General features: G+C 63.7%; 25 protein-coding genes and 1 tRNA gene. 11 read left to right on the top strand and 15 right to left on the bottom strand.

The genetic code is table 11. The features are described from left to right. Window positions 1-566 precede the first annotated feature (566 nt). The 3 genes from X741_RS142765 (at window position 567) to X741_RS142775 (ending at window position 1613) form a co-directional block, all read left to right on the top strand. Window positions 567-746, top strand: a complete 180-nt coding sequence (locus X741_RS142765) for a DUF3606 domain-containing protein (protein WP_013894490.1) — start codon at window positions 567-569, stop codon at window positions 744-746. Between the two features lie 83 nt (window positions 747-829). Beyond that, window positions 830-1273 (top strand): GFA family protein, encoded by a 444-nt coding sequence (locus X741_RS142770; protein WP_023779774.1) that lies wholly within the window; start codon window positions 830-832, stop codon window positions 1271-1273. Window positions 1274-1376: 103 nt separating this feature from the next. Further along, window positions 1377-1613: a DUF982 domain-containing protein gene (locus X741_RS142775; RefSeq protein WP_013894488.1), complete on the top strand. Its 237-nt coding sequence runs from the start codon at window positions 1377-1379 to the stop codon at window positions 1611-1613. 121 nt (window positions 1614-1734) lie between these two features. On the opposite strand, the gene X741_RS1000000171570 is transcribed toward X741_RS142775, so the two are convergent. After that, entirely contained in the window at window positions 1735-1869 is a 135-nt protein-coding gene (locus X741_RS1000000171570; RefSeq protein ID WP_023768191.1) for a hypothetical protein, read from the bottom strand. Window positions 1870-1957: 88 nt separating this feature from the next. Beyond that, on the bottom strand, window positions 1958-2251 hold the full coding sequence (locus tag X741_RS142780; protein ID WP_023779773.1) for a hypothetical protein: 294 nt from the start codon (window positions 2249-2251) through the stop codon (window positions 1958-1960). 148 nt (window positions 2252-2399) lie between these two features. Here X741_RS142780 and X741_RS142785 point away from each other — a divergent pair, with 148 nt between their 5' ends. From X741_RS142785 to X741_RS142805, 5 genes are all read left to right on the top strand, one after another. Then, the gene (locus X741_RS142785) at window positions 2400-3287 is read left to right on the top strand and encodes an alpha/beta hydrolase (RefSeq protein ID WP_023779772.1); all 888 of its coding nucleotides are present in this window, start codon (window positions 2400-2402) and stop codon (window positions 3285-3287) included. Window positions 3288-3775: 488 nt separating this feature from the next. Then, window positions 3776-4066, top strand: a complete 291-nt coding sequence (locus X741_RS142790) for a hypothetical protein (protein ID WP_023779771.1) — start codon at window positions 3776-3778, stop codon at window positions 4064-4066. A 36-nt stretch (window positions 4067-4102) separates the two neighbouring features. Continuing rightward, window positions 4103-4176 (top strand) — tRNA-Gln (locus X741_RS142795). Between the two features lie 99 nt (window positions 4177-4275). Then, a complete protein-coding gene (locus X741_RS142800) occupies window positions 4276-4482 on the top strand; it encodes a hypothetical protein (RefSeq protein ID WP_023779770.1) in 207 nt (68 codons plus the stop codon). A 118-nt stretch (window positions 4483-4600) separates the two neighbouring features. After that, window positions 4601-4846, top strand: coding sequence for a DUF982 domain-containing protein (locus tag X741_RS142805; protein ID WP_023779769.1), 246 nt, complete (start codon window positions 4601-4603; stop codon window positions 4844-4846). Between the two features lie 19 nt (window positions 4847-4865). On the opposite strand, the gene X741_RS142810 is transcribed toward X741_RS142805, so the two are convergent. Further along, window positions 4866-5939 carry a PAS domain S-box protein gene (locus tag X741_RS142810; protein ID WP_023779768.1) on the bottom strand — a complete coding sequence of 358 codons (1074 nt, stop codon included), beginning with the start codon at window positions 5937-5939 and terminating at the stop codon, window positions 4866-4868. A 91-nt stretch (window positions 5940-6030) separates the two neighbouring features. Continuing rightward, entirely contained in the window at window positions 6031-6273 is a 243-nt protein-coding gene (locus X741_RS142815) for a hypothetical protein (RefSeq protein ID WP_023779767.1), read from the bottom strand. Window positions 6274-6553: 280 nt separating this feature from the next. On the opposite strand from X741_RS142815, the gene X741_RS142820 reads away from it, so the two are divergent. Further along, entirely contained in the window at window positions 6554-6859 is a 306-nt protein-coding gene (locus tag X741_RS142820; RefSeq protein ID WP_023779766.1) for a hypothetical protein, read from the top strand. Window positions 6860-6943: 84 nt separating this feature from the next. On the opposite strand, the gene X741_RS142825 is transcribed toward X741_RS142820, so the two are convergent. The 6 genes from X741_RS142825 to X741_RS06525 form a co-directional block, all read right to left on the bottom strand. Then, the gene (locus X741_RS142825; RefSeq protein WP_023779765.1) at window positions 6944-8053 is read right to left on the bottom strand and encodes a D-alanine--D-alanine ligase family protein; all 1110 of its coding nucleotides are present in this window, start codon (window positions 8051-8053) and stop codon (window positions 6944-6946) included. 17 nt (window positions 8054-8070) lie between these two features. Then, on the bottom strand, window positions 8071-8688 hold the full coding sequence (locus tag X741_RS142830) for a C39 family peptidase (RefSeq protein WP_023779764.1): 618 nt from the start codon (window positions 8686-8688) through the stop codon (window positions 8071-8073). Between the two features lie 103 nt (window positions 8689-8791). Next, window positions 8792-9307, bottom strand: coding sequence for a hypothetical protein (locus tag X741_RS142835; RefSeq protein ID WP_023779763.1), 516 nt, complete (start codon window positions 9305-9307; stop codon window positions 8792-8794). Window positions 9308-9535: 228 nt separating this feature from the next. Continuing rightward, entirely contained in the window at window positions 9536-9964 is a 429-nt protein-coding gene (locus X741_RS142840) for a VOC family protein (protein ID WP_023779762.1), read from the bottom strand. Between the two features lie 71 nt (window positions 9965-10035). Next, complete coding sequence (locus X741_RS142845; protein ID WP_031250392.1) at window positions 10036-11235, bottom strand: PLP-dependent aminotransferase family protein; 1200 nt, start codon at window positions 11233-11235, stop codon at window positions 10036-10038. Window positions 11236-11366: 131 nt separating this feature from the next. Next, a complete protein-coding gene (locus X741_RS06525; protein ID WP_031250391.1) occupies window positions 11367-11864 on the bottom strand; it encodes a hypothetical protein in 498 nt (165 codons plus the stop codon). Between the two features lie 147 nt (window positions 11865-12011). Here X741_RS06525 and X741_RS142850 point away from each other — a divergent pair, with 147 nt between their 5' ends. Further along, window positions 12012-12578 carry a DUF922 domain-containing protein gene (locus X741_RS142850; protein ID WP_049802371.1) on the top strand — a complete coding sequence of 189 codons (567 nt, stop codon included), beginning with the start codon at window positions 12012-12014 and terminating at the stop codon, window positions 12576-12578. A 12-nt stretch (window positions 12579-12590) separates the two neighbouring features. Here the strand turns inward: X741_RS142850 and X741_RS142855 are convergent, their stop codons facing one another. Next, complete coding sequence (locus X741_RS142855; protein WP_023779758.1) at window positions 12591-13124, bottom strand: alpha/beta hydrolase; 534 nt, start codon at window positions 13122-13124, stop codon at window positions 12591-12593. 108 nt (window positions 13125-13232) lie between these two features. Here X741_RS142855 and X741_RS142860 point away from each other — a divergent pair, with 108 nt between their 5' ends. Then, window positions 13233-13712, top strand: coding sequence for an Lrp/AsnC family transcriptional regulator (locus tag X741_RS142860; protein ID WP_023779757.1), 480 nt, complete (start codon window positions 13233-13235; stop codon window positions 13710-13712). A 152-nt stretch (window positions 13713-13864) separates the two neighbouring features. Here X741_RS142860 and X741_RS1000000171565 read toward each other — a convergent pair whose 3' ends face one another. From X741_RS1000000171565 to X741_RS142870, 4 genes are all read right to left on the bottom strand, one after another. Beyond that, on the bottom strand, window positions 13865-14134 hold the full coding sequence (locus X741_RS1000000171565) for a hypothetical protein (protein ID WP_280940354.1): 270 nt from the start codon (window positions 14132-14134) through the stop codon (window positions 13865-13867). Beyond that, the gene (locus X741_RS1000000171560; RefSeq protein ID WP_280940353.1) at window positions 14127-14738 is read right to left on the bottom strand and encodes a hypothetical protein; all 612 of its coding nucleotides are present in this window, start codon (window positions 14736-14738) and stop codon (window positions 14127-14129) included. Before X741_RS1000000171560 ends, X741_RS1000000171565 begins: the two co-directional genes overlap by 8 nt. 123 nt (window positions 14739-14861) lie before the next feature. Next, window positions 14862-15920: a Gfo/Idh/MocA family oxidoreductase gene (locus tag X741_RS142865; protein ID WP_023779756.1), complete on the bottom strand. Its 1059-nt coding sequence runs from the start codon at window positions 15918-15920 to the stop codon at window positions 14862-14864. Between the two features lie 147 nt (window positions 15921-16067). Continuing rightward, the gene (locus tag X741_RS142870; protein ID WP_023779755.1) at window positions 16068-16685 is read right to left on the bottom strand and encodes an XRE family transcriptional regulator; all 618 of its coding nucleotides are present in this window, start codon (window positions 16683-16685) and stop codon (window positions 16068-16070) included. Between the last annotated feature and the right edge of the window lie 100 nt (window positions 16686-16785).

The raw sequence follows: 16785 nt of genomic DNA, 5'->3' as shown, positions 1-16785 counted from the left end.
TCTGCCATCGGATGTCGCAAAACCCCGCATAAACCGATTTCGGTCCATCGCTGCCAACACGCTCGCTCCAAGCCGCGAAACTTGTTCGTAACCATGATCGTGCTAATATTAAGATGGGCTAATGCACTGGTGTCCAGTGCAGCGATTTCGGGTGGGTTCAAAGTGGGCGTGGGTATCAAGTTAGGGGCAAAATCTTATCTGGTCCGGTCACCGGTTCTGGAGTGTATTGGCTGCGGCGGCACCGGGCAGGTGTTCCAATGCCCCCGCTGGACGAGTTCAAACGGCCTTTGCTGCCCGGCCGGCACGCACCAGCGCGGCTGTCCTGGCGCCAGCACGGGTTGCGCCGAATGCGGCGACGCCGGCAGCCACGACGCCGAACCGGTCCGCCCCTCGGCCTGAACCGGCGGCTTGCGCTCCGCGCCGGGCGGGGCCTTGTGCACGCGTCCGCCGCATGTCATGGAACCAGCAGCGCCGATCGCTGTTATGTCTGACCGCGGCATCGCTTGCCGAACCACGGTGGTTCGATGTCCGCGCGACCATGCGGCTGACAGAAAGTGAGGCCCGGCATGCCCGACGATAAATCCAAGACCAAGCAGGACCGCAAGCTGGTTTCCAGCGAAGACACCTATGAGGTTGCCGCCTTCGCGCGCAAATACGGGATCCCGCAGAGCGAGGCCCAGACCATCATCAAGCGCTATGGCCCATCGAGGAAGAAGCTCGACAACCACATGGCCGCGCGCGGATAGGGCTCGTCGGTACGGTGAACTGCCAGACTGACGAGGCCAGGCAGGCGGGCGAAGCCGGACTGGCGAGAACGGAGGCTGCAACCATGTCCGACACCATACGCAGGACCGGCAGCTGCCTGTGCGGCGGCGTGCATTTCGTCGTCAGCGGCCAGCCGTCACGGACTGGCCTTTGCCATTGCAAGGACTGCCGCAAGGCGGGCGGCTCGGTCTATTCGGCCTTTGCCATCTGGCCGCGCGCGGCCTTCGAGACATCGGGCGTCGTCGCCACTTACGGCACCCGCAGTTTCTGCCCGACCTGTGGCAGCCGGGTCGCGTGGGTCACCGACGACGAGGCCGAGGTGATGCTCGGCAGCCTGGATGTCGCGCCGACCGACCTCGCGCCCGAATATGAATTGTGGATCAGCCGGCGCGAAACCTGGCTGCATGCCTTGCCTGGCACTGAGCAGTTCGACCATGACAGGCCGCAGGCGCAGGACGCCGATCTGCCGCCGCCGAGGCCTCTGTCGGACGCCATCGCGCGCGATTGAAACGCGATTGAAAATTGATCTTTCGGGCTTGGAACCCTCCCTTGTCGGCGACGTTATCCGGCGCCCCTTTCGTGGCGGCATGCACCAGTCACGGAGACGACCGTTGAACGACAAGATCTTCCCCCGACCGGTCCACCTCAAATTTGCCCCCGAGCGGGTGCGCGTGGTGCGCAGCGCCTGGGAGGGCCTCGAATGCCTCGGCGACTGGCCGTTCGGCCACGGCCGGCGATACCGGGCGGCATTGCGCAGCTGTCGAGATGCCCTGGATGGCTGGGCGCCGCCGGCAAAGGCAATGCGGGCGATGATCGACGCCGCACGCGAAGCGCATATCCTACAATAGCCCCCAACATCGCGAACCGATTCAGGTGCGCGCTTTAGAACTTTTGTTTTTATGCGTTCTATCAAAACCAAAGCCACTTTTGGGCGACAGGAATCGGCCTGTTTGTGCGGCAAAGCCGTGATTACCGGGCCTGCGGATCGCCATTCACAATCGGGTGGGAAGCCTCGAACCCGGAGCTCTTCGGCGCCATCAGCATCAGGGCGATGACAATGGCGATCGAGGCGATAATCATGGCGGTGCTGGCGACATCTTTCACGACCGTCTCCTAAAATTAGCAGTTGCGAAAGAAACGTTTCGCCGACAGTCGAGTTCCGCCGCGCCACCTGTATACCGGCTTTGCCGCGTCACTTTGCCGGCGGTTGGGCCGGTACCTCGCCCGGCTTGATTACCGGCGTCTTGCCCTCGTCCGGAGCCGGAGCGGCCATGCCCTGGTCGCCGGTTGCCGGCGGCTTCAGCACCCCGCCGCAGTCGTCAAGCTTCTCCGTCAAATTGCCGTTTCCGGCCTGCTGCTTGGCGCCCGGATCCGTCTGGGCCCGGCATTTGTCGGTCTGCTGGGCAGGGTCCTGCTGCTGATTTGTCTGTGCTGCCGCCGGCACGGCCAGCATCAGGGCACATGATGTGATGACGAGAGATTTCATCTCGGTCTCCTTCTCTTCGGGCCGCCTGCCGCGGCCTTCCCTTCGCAAGGACAACGCCTTTCAGCGAAAAAGGTTGGCTGCCAAAAGAGCTGGCATGGCCCCGCAACCAAATCAGGCTTCCGCCGTTGCGCGTGGCGGAGGCACCGCCATGTTCGATGATTTTCAAAGCACGAAGGTCGAGGTCGGCGAAGCCAGCCTGTTTGTCCGGCATGCCGGCAGTGGCCCGGCGGTTTTGCTCCTGCACGGCTTTCCGCAAACACAATTGATGTGGCGCGACGTGGCGCCAGGGCTGACCGACCGCTTCACCGTCGTCTGCGCTGATTTGCGTGGCTACGGCGCCAGTTCCTGCCCCGTCTCGGACACGGACCACGCCCCCTATGCCAAGCGCGCCATGGCCGCCGATATGGTGGCAATGATGAGGAAGCTCGGATTTGCCAGCTTCATGGTCGCCGGCCATGATCGCGGCGGGCGCGTCGCCTACCGCATGGCGCTCGATCATCCAGACAGCGTCGACAAGCTGACCGTGCTTGACATCGTCCCCACGGCCGACGCCTGGGACCGGGCCGACGCCCGGCTGGCGCTCGGCTATTGGCCCTGGTCCCTGCTGGCGCAGCCCGAGCCTTTGCCGGAAAAGATCCTGGCGGCAGCCGCCGAAGCGATCGTCGACAATGCGCTGGGCGGCTGGGGCTCCTCGCCTGCGGTATTTCCGGCCGATGTTCGTCAGGCCTATGTCGATGCCTTGCGCGACCCCGCCCATAGCCACGCGATCTGCGAGGAATACCGGGCAGCAGCCACGCTCGACCGCAAGCACGATCACGCCGACAAGGCTGCGGGCCGAACGATCCGTTGTCCTGTGCTGGCGTTGTGGAGCGAACAAGGGGCACTCGCCGAGTGGTATTCCGATGAGGGCGGCCCGCTGGCCCTTTGGCGGGGGTGGGCCGACGACGTACGTGGCCAGGCAATGCCCGGCGGCCACTTCTTTCCCGAAGAGGCACCGGCGCAAACCGCGCAGGCATTGGCAGCCTTCTTCGGCTGACAGGATCCAGGCTCCTAGCTCATCCGCACCCCCTGGCGGGGGCGCTGTCCGTCGGAATCGCCTTGTCCTGCTTGCCCCCTTGTCCTGCTTGCCCCCCTTGTCACGCTTGCCCCCCTTGTCATGCTTGCCCCCTTGTCATGCTTGAAAGCATGTTTGACCCTCAGCGAGGTTTTCCCTCATCGTCGGTGGGCCGCTCGGCAGCCTCATCGGTCCTTTGCGGGCAATCGTCATAGCGGTGGTCGCGGCCGCCGCAGAAAGAACAGCACATGGCTTCGCGGCGCTCGTTTCCGGGCCACCATTGCGGCGTCTCGTAAGGCTTCCTGTTTTGCATTCCCAGCAATGCGCGACGCATCATTTGGTTGCGCAAGCCTGCGCCCCGCCTCAAGGAAGAAACTGTCGCGGAACCGCCGGACAGGATAGTGGTTTGTGGGAACATGCATGCCTGCCGGATGAAGACGCCAAATTGCGTCAAACAAAGAGAAGCCCTCATGTCTATTCGTATCGTGTTGATGGCTGTGGCGACGCTGCTCGCGACGACCGCTCTCGCCGATGCCCGCCCCGACAGCCGCCGCCTGAGCTGCGACGAGATCCGCGCCATGGTCCAGAGCCATCGCGCCGTGGTTCTGACCACCGGCCCGAACACCTATGACCGCTATGTCAGGCAGTTCGGCAACGAGTGCGACTGGCCGGAAGTGCCGATGTCGGCCTATATCCCGTCCCGCGACGGTCACTGCCCGGTCTATCGCTGCGAAGACCCGCCAGACGATATCCCGAATTGACGGCCCACCGTACCGGCGTCATAACGGTCCGACTTCTCCCGCTTCGTCTAATGGTAGGACAGCGCCCTTTGAAGGCGTCAATCGTGGTTCGAGCCCATGAGCGGGAACCAGCCCTTCAGCCAGGCAGCGTCATGTTTTCAAACCGTCCCTCCTGAAACCATTCGATCGACCCTGCGTTGACGCCATGGCCAGACACGAGGAGACATCCCATGACCGTCAACTGCCGCATATCCATCGACAACCGGCCGGACGCCACGGACGTCGTTTTCCAAGCCGTGCCGCGGATCGGGGAGAGCGTTTCCCTGTCGGTTTACGGAAGCGCACAGGATCTGCGGGTCTCGCGCGTCGTGCATGTGCCGGATGGCACGTTGGAAGGCGCCGCGATCATCGTCGAGGTGACGACCAATATCCTCTAGTCCACATGATTGGCTCGCTGGCGATGGCGCCCCGCGGCCTCACGCGACAGTGATCGGCCGCGATGAAACCTCACGCCGCCGCCGGGCGTTTAGCGGCTGGAGAATTGTCGAGGTTTCAATGCAGACTGCGTGGTTTTCCAGGCCCGTGGTGGTTTCGGTCGGCGTCACAGGCGCCACCCGCAACTTGTCCAACACCCAGCAGGCCATCGAATTGCTGACGACACATTGGCGCGACGCCGGCAGCCTGAAACATCAGTCGGCGCTGCGCGCCTGTCGCCAGGCTGCGAGCGGCGACATGTCTTCCGATGTCGCCAGGGAGGCGTTTGTCGAGGCCGCGCGCGAGGCGCATATCCTGGTCGAATAAGCAGGCTGGCAAGCAGTGTCTAAGTTCCGAAGCCCGTATTGTTGTTGGCCTCGGTACCGGCCTGCGGCACGATGATCGATGCCAGCGGCGCGGATAACCTCCAGCTGAGATGCCCGGGCGACCGCTCCAGAGTGGCGGAGCCGCCCAGCGACTGCGGTGCAACGCGCTGCAGGACGACCGTCCCGAACCCCTTGCGGGTCGTCTCCTCGCGCCTGTCGTCGGCATAGGGCGGCGATGTCTCGTTCCAGAGCAGCTGGAATTCTCGCTCGCCCAAGGCATCGGGGCCTGACGCGCCGGAATCTATCGTCCAGGTGATCTCGATCCGGCCGGCCTCGCTGGCCAGGGCGCCATATTTGGACGAGTTCGTGCCAAGCTCGTGGAACGCCATGCCGAGATTCTGGACCGCGTTCGACTGCAGCGTCAGAACCGGTCCGGAGAGCAGTATCTGCTCCTCGCGGCCGAAGGGCTTGAGATGCTCCTGGATCAGGTCGAACAGGCTCGCTCCCGCCCATTCCGAGATGACGAGCAGATCGTGCGAACGTGACAGCGCCATGATGCGGGCGCGGATCATCTCTTCGAACTCGTGCGGATCGCTCGAGCGCTTGCTGGTCTCCCGGACCATCGACAGGATGACCGCGAACTGGTTCTTGACGCGATGGTTGACCTCCCGCATCAGCAGCCTGATGCGGCGCTCGCTCTCCTTGGCAGTGGAAATATCGCGGGCGATCTTCGAAGCGCCGATGATCTCGCCATGGCTGTTCCTGATTGGCGACACCGTCAGCGACACGGCAATCAGCGTGCCGTCCTTCCGCCTTCGCGTCGTCTCATAGCTTGCCACCCGGTCGCCGCTGCGAACCTTGGCGATGATCTCGGTCTCCTCGCTCTTGAGGTGATCGGGAATGAGCATGAGGATCGACTGGCCGATAGCCTCCTCGGCGCTGTAACCGAACATGCGTTCCGCCGCCTGGTTCCAGCTTTGGATGACGCTGCTCAGATCCTTGCTGATAATGGCGTCGAACGAGGAATCGACGATTGCCGCGAGGCGCGCATCGGCGGTTGCCCCCTGTTTATCACCGCCCAGGACGTCGATCATCACCGCTCGCAATGCAGTTTCCCCCCATCAGATAAGGCGCAAGCGGACCAAGGCAATCGCCGGTGCGAGGATTGCGGCACCGGACCGACGTTCACTCGGCTTGTTCAGGTGATCCCTTGCCGTCTCCGTTGGGTTTGATCACCCCGAACTCCTGCGATTTGGCCCCAAGTTCCGCCGTCAGGAAGCCCTCCGAGGCAAGACCGCGGCGCAACAGTTCCCGCACCGCGGCCGAGCGGCTGGGCATGCGCTTGTCGAAACGCCAGTTTTCCAGCGCCGCGAGTTCATCATGGGTGAGCATGATCTGCAGTCGTTCCGGACGTTCCAGTTCAGCCATGTCCGCCTCCTTGCGCAGGACCAAAATGCGCTGAGTTAGCATCTATCTCATTTGTCTCATAGTTAGGAATAGCTTCATAGCACGTCAAGTGCCGCCAAAGAGTGGAGTCCCTAATCGTCGTGCCTCACATATGATGACAATGATACATAGGTAGAGCGCTTGTATAGCTATGCTAACTGCCTGATTTCAATACGATTTTTGAACATTTATGCTTGCCTCGCGCCGGCAGTCGGCGCATAGTGGGGTCTTGACGGAAACCACATCCCCTTGGGAGGTTTCGATGCGGTATGACTATTCCACCCGGTTGCGCGATGACGTCAGTTCGCTGGTCCGCACCGCAGTTAAGACGGCAGGCATCGTCAACGTCACTCTGGTGGCGGAAAGGATCAGGGTCAGGAACCTGACCGAGAATGTCGCCCTCGAGGACGTCGAATATCTGGTGCTGCAGGCAGCCCTGCTGCTCGGCGCGGCGCTCGAATTCGACACATTGAGCAATTGGCCGGCTTTATCAGAAAGCGGCGTTGCTGATGGCGAAGAGCCCGCGATCAGCACACCCGCGTTTTCGCAACTGGCCTCGATGCAATAACGTCGCCTCGCTGCAGCGCCCGGTGCGATCAGTGCAAGCGCCCCAGTCAAACGCTGGAACGGAGCTTTTTGCTCCCGAACGGTATCACCGGCTGCGCGCGGACAGAGCCGGGGTCACCGCACCCCCATGCCTGGCCAGCGCGTGCTCGATCAGCACGTCGATGACCTGGCTGTAGCCGATGCCGATCGCGGCGAGCGCCTTGGCGTACATCGAGATGTCGGTGAAGCCGGGCAGCGTGTTGACCTCGTTGACCAGCAGCGAACCGTCGGCGCGCAGGAAGAAATCGACGCGCGCCATCGCCTCGCAGCCGAGCGCACGGAAAGCCTGAGCGGCCATTTCCTTCGCCTTGCCGGCGACACCTGCCGGGACATCGGCTGGTACTTTCACCACCGCGCCGTCGGCGTCGAAATATTTGGCCTCGTAGGTGTAGAAGCCATGCTTGCCGGCCGGGATGATTTCCCCGGGCAGCGACACCGTCAGCGAGCCGTCGGCCCGCTGCAGCACCGAGCACTCGATCTCGCGGCCTTCGACGAACTCCTCGATCAGCACCTTGCTGTCATAGCGCAAAGCCGTCTCGACGGCCTGCTCGAAGCCATCCCTGTCCTTCACCTTGCTCACCCCGAAGGACGAGCCCTGGCGCGCAGGCTTGGCGAAGAAAGGCAGCCCGAGCGCCCCGGCGATCTCCTGGAAGGAACCGACATCGCCTCCAAGCACGGTCACGGAACGGGCAACGGCAAGCCCGGCCTCGCGCAACAGCCGCTTGGCGACATCCTTGTCCATGGCAGCCGCCGAAGCGAGGATGCCGCAGCCGACGTAGGCGACATCGGCGACTTCCGCATAGCCCTGCACCGAGCCGTCCTCGCCGAACGGCCCATGCAGCACCGGAAAGACGACATCGACCGGCGACAAGTCAGGCCGCACGCCAGCTTCGGGCACGGCCACCAGCCGGCCCTTGCCGCCGGGCAGCAGGGCAACCTCCACGCCGTCCCCGGACACCGGAGCGCCTGCTCCGTCGACGCCGGCTTCGGACGATGGCTGCAGCAGCCATCTGCCATCCCTGGAAATGGCGATTGGGACCACCTCGTAGCGCGCCCGGTCGATCGCCTTCAGCACATTGGCGGCCGACAGCCGCGACACGTCATGTTCGGCCGAGCGCCCGCCATAGAGGATGGCAACCCTGATCCTATCCTTCATTGAAAATCCCCTGGAAATCAAAAGCTGACGGCAATGCCGCGATTGGCAAAGAAGCGGTCGAAATCGGACGGCGCCAACACTGCATTTGACTGTGTGGCGGTGGTATGGCCGGAAGGATTGTGAAAGCGGAAAAGCTGATCCGACGCGGACGTGACCAGCACAAGATGCCCGCCCTTCGACGGGGGCTCGCGCTCGGGCCAGCGGATCGAACTGCTGACCGAAGCAATGAAAAACCGTGACCGCTGCAGGATCTCTGGAACGTCCGACGTCGCGACATTGGTCATCACCTGCGCCTCCAGGCCAAATTCCGCCTGCACGAAGGTGACGAACGGCGCGTAGATCAGGCCCTTGATCGATCCCGCGCTGACGACATAGCCGCCATATCCAGTGCATCGCCTGGCCAGTTCGATCGTCGGCACGATCTCGCCGCGCACCGCCAGTATCATCTTGAGACACGCCATGCCGCAGATGTTGGCGGCCCAGACCGCGTATTCGTCGAGTGTTGCCGCGCCCGAGCCCTGCCACAGCGGATCGCGCCTGAGCGCTGCCTCCGCGCCATCGGCGAGCACGGCCAGCGTCATGTCGGGCGTTTCCCACTGGCTGAAAAACGGCACGGTTTCAGGCAGTGGACGCATGCGGACTCCCGGGAGTAGCTGGCTCCATCTCGTATACGAGGATACGAGATGGATGAAAAGCTGCTTGGTGCCCGTTTCGAAACTCCAGTAGCCCCGGCGCCGCCTACTCGACCTTCGTCCAGCCGAAAACCAGCCAGGCGTATTTCGATTTTTCGTCGGGCTCGGCCGTGTAGGTCATCTGTATGTCGCCGTCCTTGGCGTAGATATCAAGCCTGGGCGCGGTGTCGAGCTTGAGCCACAGCGAACTCTTGCTGAAGGACCAGGCTCCGCACCAGACGCAAGGCCCTGATGCCGGGTCGCCGGGCTGATGAAAATTGTAGCGGCCGTCCGCCGTGATCTCCAGATAGTCGAACGCGGTGTAAAAATTGGTCACCGTCTGCTGGAATTCATTGGCGGCCGCCTCCTGCTCTGGCGTGGGCGCATCCGTCATGTCGCGCGGCGGCCGGATGGTTGCGCCGCTGAGTTTCCACTTGCCGACAAAGTCCTTTTGGGTCGGAAGATATTCCTCCTGGGCTTGCGCCGAAGAAATATGAGCAACGGATAATGTACCGGCCAGGCCCATGGTCGCGACCGCAAGTAGAAGTGCTGTGGAACAGACGGCCTTGGTCGCGTTTTGCATAAAATTATTCCTCGATAGCGGGGTAAGGGATGTCAGTTTGAGCGTTTTATTGAAAAATCCGCGGCACGCGTTGCATCGATGCTGATTCCCGCCCGCCATCGGCACGGTTAGCATCGAGGCTGGCAATCTGGCAACGCAGGGGATGCCGTCAATGTGCACGACCTCGGGTCAGGGGAAAACGCCACCGGAGTGGAATGTCCCTGGCCGGACGGTCTTCTCTAGAATGTCCTAGAAGGTGATCCTCACCGAGGCAGCGCTGCGCGTGTGCGGTCCGTGATGGACGGCCTCGATGTTGTTGCCGTCAGGGTCGAGCAGGAAGGCGGCGTAATAGCCGGGATGATAGGGCCGCTCGCCCGGCGCGCCATTGTCCGTGCCGCCCGCCGCCAGCCCGGCCGCGTAGAAAGCATCGACCATGGCGTGATCCCTGGCCTGGAAGGCCAGATGATGACGGCCGGTGAGCTTTCCCAGTGCCGCGCGGCTGTCGGCACTGGAGACGAACAGTTCATCTGCCCAGAAATAATCCTCTGCGCTGCCGCCGATCGGCACGCCGAGCACGCCGAAGAGCGCTTCGTAGAAGCGCCGGCTGGCTGGCAGATCCCTGACCACCAGCTGGATGTGGTCGATGAGCCGGCCGCGATGCAGTTCCTGGGTCGCCATGCAAAACTCCTCCTCGCAAGACCTCGAATTTAGGCCCGGCGGGAGCGCCGTCAATGCGCGCAGACCAGGCCTTAGCCCTTGAGCAGGACCGCCAGCCGGGGAATGCCCTCGCTCACCGCGCGGCGGTCGGCCAGCGTGAAGGATAGCCGCAGCGTGTTGCGCCCGGTGCCGTCGGCATGGAACGCGTTGCCGGGCACGAAGGCGACGCGCGCCTCCTTCACCGACCGCGCCAAAAGCTCAGTGGCGTCTGAGCCTTCCGGCAGCGTCGCCCAGACGAACATGCCACCTTCCGGGCGGCTCCAGCTCACGCCCTTTGGCATGTTGGCCTCGAGTGCCGCGAGCAAGCCGTCGCGGCGCTCGCGATAGGCGCCGATCAGCTTTTCCACCTGGGCGTCGAAGACGGCTTCGGCGACGCGGTGCATGACGAGCTGGTTGATCGACGGGCTGTGCAGGTCGGAAGCCTGCTTCATCAGCACCAGTTTCTCCACCACGTGGCGCGGCGCGCACACCCAGCCGACGCGCATGCCCGGCGACAGGATTTTCGAGAACGAGCCGCAATAGAGCGTGCGCGCCTTGTCGATGCCGCCGGAGCGCGCGCAGTCCAAAGCCAGGATCGGCGGCACGCCCTCGCCGTCATAGCGCAGCGCCCGGTAGGCGGCGTCCTCGATGACGGCGATGTCGAGCTCGCCGGCAAGATCGAGCACCGCTTCGCGCTGCTTTTGGTCCAGCGTGTTGCCGGTCGGGTTGGCGAAGTCCGGCACCAGATAGGCGAATTTCACCCGGCCGCCATTCGCTGCGGCGGCGGTGTGATAGGCCGCCGGCGTCATGTTGCCGCCTTCCGGCCGCAGCCGGTCGTAACGCGGTTCGTAGGCGTTGAAGGCCTGCAGGGCGCCGAGATAGGTCGGCCATGTCACCAGCGCGGTATCGCCGGGCGACAAGAACAGCTTGCCAAGATAATCCAGCGCCTGCTGCGAGCCGGAGGTGATGAAGACGTTGCCCTCGTCGCAGGCGACGCCGAGCTTGCCCATCTGCCCGGCGATCCAGCGCCGCAGCGGCAGGTAGCCCTCCGAGACCTGGTACTGCAGCGCCGCCCCCGCCTCCGCACCGCCCAGCACGTCGGCATAGGCGTCGCGGATCGCCTCGGCCGGGAACAGCGACGGATCGGGAATGCCGCCGGCAAACGAGATGATGTCCGGCTGGTCGAGCAGCTTCAGCAGCTCGCGGATTTCGGAGGCTTTCATGCGCGACGAGCGCGAAGCCAAAAGGTTCATAAGGGTCAAGTCACGCCTCCCCGGACGTTTCGAATATAGGTCAACTTGACTGACCTATATCCGCTTTGTCAGGCAATTTGAATAGTGCCTGAATGCCTTCCGCTATGCGCCAGGGAGCGAAGCGACGCGGTTCAATCCCCATCGGCGGGCTTGGCCTTGCCGCATTGCGCCAGCACTTTGCCGATGGCTCCGCTGGAGCCCTTCAGCGGAAAACTAGTCGCGCCATATTTGGTTGAACCGACCGATACCTCGCCCTTGGAGCGCAGCAGGTCCAGCAGCGGATCGGCCTTGGTCAGGTCGACCACGAAATAATTGTACATCTCCTCCAGTTGCAGCGTCTTGGTCACTGTCTTGCCGTCGGCCTTGAAATCGAACGAGCCGCTGACGCCCGGTTCAAGCTGCTGGCCGGAGGCGCCGAGGTCCAAGCTCAGCATCGGATTGTCGAAACAGGTCAGCATCAGCTGCGCGTCGCCCTTTGGCCCGCCGCAGACCGAGGCGGTCAGCACGCTGCCGCCCTCATCTTCCTCCATCTTGGCGCTCCAGCCGCCGCCGCACGACGCGGCAAACGCCGGCTGCGCGGCCTGCAGTGCGGCCAAGGCACCGGCAACAACGAGATATCCAGCTCTCATGACTTTCCCCCGAATTGGCTCCTCTGGAGCATTTGCAGCACCCGCCGGCAGCATATAGGAAAAGCCATCCGGTGGCATTGGCTGTTCAGCACCGGTCCTGGTTTGGAGAGAGCGGTGTTGGGAGCCTGTGTTCGTCTGTGCCTTTTCATGGCCGCCCTGGTGGCCATGCCGCTCACCGCCCATGCGCAGTGGAAGCCGGTCGAGAAGGTCGAGACCTATGCCATCTCGGGCCAGTCCGGACCGGAACTCTATCGTTCGATCGGCGAGAACGGGCCGAATGTCGGCGTTGCCCGGGCCATCGCCCACACCAATTTCAAACTGACCTGGACCCGGGACTATCAGGCGCGGGCCGGTGCCTGCGTGCTGGCATCGGCCAAGCCGAAGCTCATCATCACCTACACCTTGCCCAGCCCCTCCTCGCCGCTGCCGTCAGCCGTCCAGAAGAACTGGGAGGTTTTCCTCGCCGGCGTCAGCGCCCACGAAAAGGTCCATGGCGCGACCATCGTGGACATGGTGCGCAAGATCGAGACAGCGACCGTTGGCCTGACGGTCGCCGATGATCCCAAATGCAGCAAGATCCGCACCGAAATGACCAAGCGCCTCTCGGCACTCTCGCTGGCGCAGCGCCAGGCGAGCCGCGACTTCGACCGGATCGAACTCGGCCAGGGCGGCAATCTGCAGAAGCTGATCCTCGCCCTGGTCACTGGCGGCTGAGCGCTCTCACCTTCAAGCTTCGGACATGAGGCTGTCGAGCAGCTCGAGGCCCTCGGGCCAGTCGCCCAGGCCGCTGTCGGCATTGATGTGACCGAACGGCCCGATGACGACGATGCGGCTGCCCCATTGCTTCGCCCGCGCCCGGGCATATTCCTGCGAGCCATAGGGATCGTCGGTGCTGGCCACCACCAGCGAGGGGAAACGCAGCCGGCCCGCGGGAATTCTGGCGAAAGCCATGCCATGTCCGGGAAAGACTGCCGACGCCGGGTCGGGAACGCCGACCAGCAACGCCGCCTTGACCGGCCTTAGCGAAATTTTCTGCCAATGCGCGACCAGCAGGCAGGACAGGCTGTGCGCGACCAGCACCGGCGGCCCGGGCGCCGCGCCAACCGCAGCCTCCAGCGCCGCCAGCCAGTCGGTGAAATCAGGCAGGTCCCAGCTTGACGGCTGGAAGCGCTGCATCGCGCGATTGGCGCTTTCCCAGCGCGATTGCCAGTGCTCCGGGCCGGAACCGCCACTTCCCGGCAGGATGATGAAATGCGTCATGTCGCCTTGCTCCAATCGATTGTTCGGGCATGATGGCGTCTTGCGGTGGCGTCGGGTATGGGAAACCATCGGGAAAATCGTTCTCCTGCCGATGGATTCAAGGTGACCATGAAGATCAGCGATGAACGCGCACCGCTCGACTCGACCGACATCGCCATTGTCGAGGTCATGCAGGAGAACGGCCGCATCGCCATATCGGAGCTCGGCCGCCGGGTCGGCCTGTCGCAGCCGGCCACCTCCGAGCGGGTCAAGCGGCTGGAAGAGCGCGGCGTCATCGCCGGCTACACCGCGGTGATAAATCCGGCCTCCCTCGGTCTCGGCATGATGGCGATCATCCGCGTGCGCACCACGCATGAGCACATCCGGCCCTGCCTGAAGCAGTTCGCCGAAATGCCCGAGATCACCGAGGTGCACCGGCTGACCGGCGAGGATTGCTTCATCCTGAAAGTGGTCGTGCCCTCGCCCGCCCACCTTGAAACCATCGTCGACGCCGTGGCGCGCCACGGTGCGGTCACCACGGCATTGGTGCTGCGCAGCGAGACGCCGAAGCCGATCGGCCGCGAGCTGATCCGGAGGTCGGCCGGTTAGACCAAGGCTTTTTCGCCGCGCAATGCGCGGGCTTTAAGCCCGCCAGGCTTGCAGATCGGCTAGGATCCGCGCCTTCAGCGCAGGGTCCGCGTAGCTCGCATGCACCGATGTCGCGGCAAGATGCCGGATGGTCTCGTCGTCCCAGGCGAAGGCTACGCGCAGGCGGCATAGGATGCTTCGAGCGTGGTGTCGAGCAGCGACGGGTCGTCGGTGTTGATCGAAACCGGGACACCGGCCTTGCGCAGGGCATCGAGCGGATGCCCGGCAAGCGAAGGATAGACACCGAGCGCCACATTGGAGATCGGACATGTGCCCAGCGGAATCTGCCTTCGCACCAGCAACTCCACCAGTTCAGGGTCTTCGATCGCCCGCACGCCGTGGTCGATGCGGTCGGCGCCAAGCACTTCGATCGCATCACGCACTCCTTCGGGGGCCGCTCGACTCGCCCGCATGAACGGTGCGCCGCAAACCCGCGGCGCCGGCGCGGCGGAACGCCTCGGCGAAACGTGGTCCGGTGCGGCCGGCAGCCGCTTCATTTCCATCGATGGACAATGCAACGACGCGCTTGTGCCTGATCGTGCTCAGCAGTTCCACCAGTTCGATCGCTTCCGCCGCCGACTGGGTGCGGAGCAGGCTGACGCCAAGCCCGACCGGCGGGTGCCCGTCCTGCTCGGCGGCCGCGAAACCCGCGTCGAACGCGTCGATCATCCCGGCGATGTTGCTGTGCCAATGTGGCCAGTGCGTCGGGTTGAAGATGACGTCGGCATAACGCACGCCGCTTCGGCTCATGCGCTGCGCGAATTTGTAGGCAGTGGTTGCGAGTTGCTCGCGTGTCCGGAATGTCCCGCACAGCCAGTCGAGCATCTCGAGGAAGCTCTTCAAATCATGCGCCTCGAAGAGCCTGTCGCGCGGCGCGCGCAGCAGAATGCCGGCTTCCTCGCAATTGCTGATCACATCGTCGGCCTCGAAGCAGCCTTCGATGTGGATGTGCACTTCGGCTTTCGGCAACCCGATGAAGTCGGTCAATGACGCCTCCCATGTTCTCCGGCGCCATCAGACCATGAAATGGCCAGCCTCCATTTCAAGAAATGATTGAAAGAATTGCGCGTCTGGGACCGAGAGATTGGCGGCGCCTCACGGAACCCGGGCCTACCGCGTGCCCGCGCGTGCTGCGAGCTCCGCCCGCCTCTCGTCCGACACCACCGCCAGATCCAGCACCTTCTGCAATTCGGCGGCATGGCGGAAGGAAGGTTCGCTCTGCACGCCGCCCCGTACCGCATCGGCGAAACGCTGGTAGTTGGTCGGCACGGTGCCGGCGTCGAGCTCTTCCCATATGGCGTTCTCGACATTGTTGCCGACGCAGGCCTTCAGCGCCGAGCCGTCGAGATTATGCACCACCTCGATGCCGCCTCTGTCGCCATAGATGCGCAGGCGAAGCTCGTTGAGATGGCCGGTCGCCCAGCGGCTGGCATGCACCACGCCGAAGGCGCCGTTGGAGAAGTCCACCGTCATGGCGAAGCTGTCATTGGCGTCGAGCCCATAGTCGCCGATCCGGTTGCCGGGCGCCTTGTCGAAGGCGCGCAGCCGGCAGAACACATGGTCGATGTCGAGCGCCGCACCATAACTGGCGAAATCGAGGATGTGGATGCCGACATCGCCGAGCACGCCATTCGAGCCGTGGCCGCGCGACAGGCGCCACAGCCATTTCGGATCGGTGCGCCAGTCGCCCCAGAATTTCGACACCAGCCAGCTTTGCAGATAGGACGCCTCGACATGCCGGACGGTGCCGATCTCGCCTGACTGCACCATCTGGCGCGCCTTCTGGAGTGCCGCGACATTGCGGTAGGTGAGGTTCACCATGTTGACGATGCCGGCGGCTTCCGCGGCGTCGGCCATCTCGGTCGCCTTGCCGAAATTTTCGGCCAGCGGCTTCTCGCACAGCACCGGCTTGCCGGCGGCGATCAGCGCCATGGTGGTCGGATGATGGATGCGGTCCGGCGTGACATTGGCGACCGCGTCGAAGGCGCCCCATCGCAGCGCTTCCTCCAGCGAGGTGAACCGGTTTGGGATATTGAACTCGTCGGCGAATTCGCCGACGCGCGCCGGATCGACATCGGCGGCGCCGACGATGTCGACACCCTCGACGACGCTGAAGCGCCTTGCATGTTCCTGCGCCATCCAGCCGGTGCCAAGTATCAAAAGCCGCATTTTTTCCCTCGTCGTCTCAGGGTGTTGCCGGCGAGTGTCGAGATACCCCCTCCTCCCGGCCCTCTCTCGTCCCAGCCAGCGCCTCAGATAGCGCGGAAAATGCCGCCGTCGACACGGATGTTCTGTCCGTAGCCGGCGAGGCAGGCCCTACCCTTCCACCGTCTCCAGCACGCTCAGCAGCGTGCCTTCCATGTCGGGCTCCTCGCCGGAGCAGACGCACAGTACCTCGGCGTCGCCCTCGCCCACCGACAGATAGGCGTGGCCCATGGTGGAATCGATGTAGACGCTTTCGCCCTGTTTCAGCCGCACCGGCGCGTATTGGTCGGTGTGCAGTTCGATTTCGCCCTTGAGCACGATCAGGAATTCCTCGCCGGCATGTTTTGTCAGCGGGCCGAACTCCTCCGGCGTGCGGGCGCGCGCATAGGCATGGATCGGCACCATGCGCTTGCGCACCAGATCGGTGGCGAGATAGCGGTAGTCGTAGTTGCGGGTCAGCTGGCGCAGTGTGTTGGACTGCGATGTCACCGAGCGACGGGTGCGCGCCGAAGGCTGCTTGCGGTCGCCGCTGAGCAGTTCCGTCACATGGATGCCGAGCCCCTCGCAGATCTGTAAGAGCTTGTCGTAGCTCAGCGACATCTGGTCGTTCTCGACCTTGGACAGCGTCGACACCGCGACGCCGGTAAGCGTGCTGACCTCCTGCAGGGTCCAGCCATGCGTTTTTCTCAGGGCGCGAAGACAGTCACCGAGGTTCGGTTGCTCCGACATTGTCAGCTCCGTTGCGCGGCCATCGAGCCGCTTGCCCACCCTAGGTAGTCGAACTCCCCGTCGCCATCAACAACATCAACAATTTTCTTATACGCTAAAT

It is taken from the genome of Mesorhizobium sp. LNHC221B00 (assembly GCF_000502935.1).
Lineage (GTDB): Bacteria > Pseudomonadota > Alphaproteobacteria > Rhizobiales > Rhizobiaceae > Mesorhizobium > Mesorhizobium opportunistum.
This window is presented reverse-complemented; position numbering and strand designations above follow the sequence as displayed.

Coding starts and splice junctions, on each gene's coding strand:
- X741_RS142835 (WP_023779763.1), bottom strand. CDS start 9,307: ATGCAAAACGCGACCAAGGCCGTCTGTTCCACAGCACTTCTACTTGCG.
- X741_RS142855 (WP_023779758.1), bottom strand. CDS start 13,124: ATGACGCATTTCATCATCCTGCCGGGAAGTGGCGGTTCCGGCCCGGAG.
- X741_RS142840 (WP_023779762.1), bottom strand. CDS start 9,964: ATGGCGACCCAGGAACTGCATCGCGGCCGGCTCATCGACCACATCCAG.
- X741_RS142865 (WP_023779756.1), bottom strand. CDS start 15,920: ATGCGGCTTTTGATACTTGGCACCGGCTGGATGGCGCAGGAACATGCA.
- X741_RS142810 (WP_023779768.1), bottom strand. CDS start 5,939: ATGATCGACGTCCTGGGCGGTGATAAACAGGGGGCAACCGCCGATGCG.
- X741_RS142770 (WP_023779774.1), top strand. CDS start 830: ATGTCCGACACCATACGCAGGACCGGCAGCTGCCTGTGCGGCGGCGTG.
- X741_RS142850 (WP_049802371.1), top strand. CDS start 12,012: ATGGCCGCCCTGGTGGCCATGCCGCTCACCGCCCATGCGCAGTGGAAG.
- X741_RS142780 (WP_023779773.1), bottom strand. CDS start 2,251: ATGAAATCTCTCGTCATCACATCATGTGCCCTGATGCTGGCCGTGCCG.
- X741_RS142860 (WP_023779757.1), top strand. CDS start 13,233: ATGAAGATCAGCGATGAACGCGCACCGCTCGACTCGACCGACATCGCC.
- X741_RS142790 (WP_023779771.1), top strand. CDS start 3,776: ATGTCTATTCGTATCGTGTTGATGGCTGTGGCGACGCTGCTCGCGACG.
- X741_RS142800 (WP_023779770.1), top strand. CDS start 4,276: ATGACCGTCAACTGCCGCATATCCATCGACAACCGGCCGGACGCCACG.
- X741_RS142825 (WP_023779765.1), bottom strand. CDS start 8,053: ATGAAGGATAGGATCAGGGTTGCCATCCTCTATGGCGGGCGCTCGGCC.
- X741_RS142830 (WP_023779764.1), bottom strand. CDS start 8,688: ATGCGTCCACTGCCTGAAACCGTGCCGTTTTTCAGCCAGTGGGAAACG.
- X741_RS142785 (WP_023779772.1), top strand. CDS start 2,400: ATGTTCGATGATTTTCAAAGCACGAAGGTCGAGGTCGGCGAAGCCAGC.
- X741_RS142870 (WP_023779755.1), bottom strand. CDS start 16,685: ATGTCGGAGCAACCGAACCTCGGTGACTGTCTTCGCGCCCTGAGAAAA.
- X741_RS142805 (WP_023779769.1), top strand. CDS start 4,601: ATGCAGACTGCGTGGTTTTCCAGGCCCGTGGTGGTTTCGGTCGGCGTC.
- X741_RS142815 (WP_023779767.1), bottom strand. CDS start 6,273: ATGGCTGAACTGGAACGTCCGGAACGACTGCAGATCATGCTCACCCAT.
- X741_RS06525 (WP_031250391.1), bottom strand. CDS start 11,864: ATGAGAGCTGGATATCTCGTTGTTGCCGGTGCCTTGGCCGCACTGCAG.
- X741_RS142765 (WP_013894490.1), top strand. CDS start 567: ATGCCCGACGATAAATCCAAGACCAAGCAGGACCGCAAGCTGGTTTCC.
- X741_RS142845 (WP_031250392.1), bottom strand. CDS start 11,235: ATGAACCTTTTGGCTTCGCGCTCGTCGCGCATGAAAGCCTCCGAAATC.
- X741_RS142820 (WP_023779766.1), top strand. CDS start 6,554: ATGCGGTATGACTATTCCACCCGGTTGCGCGATGACGTCAGTTCGCTG.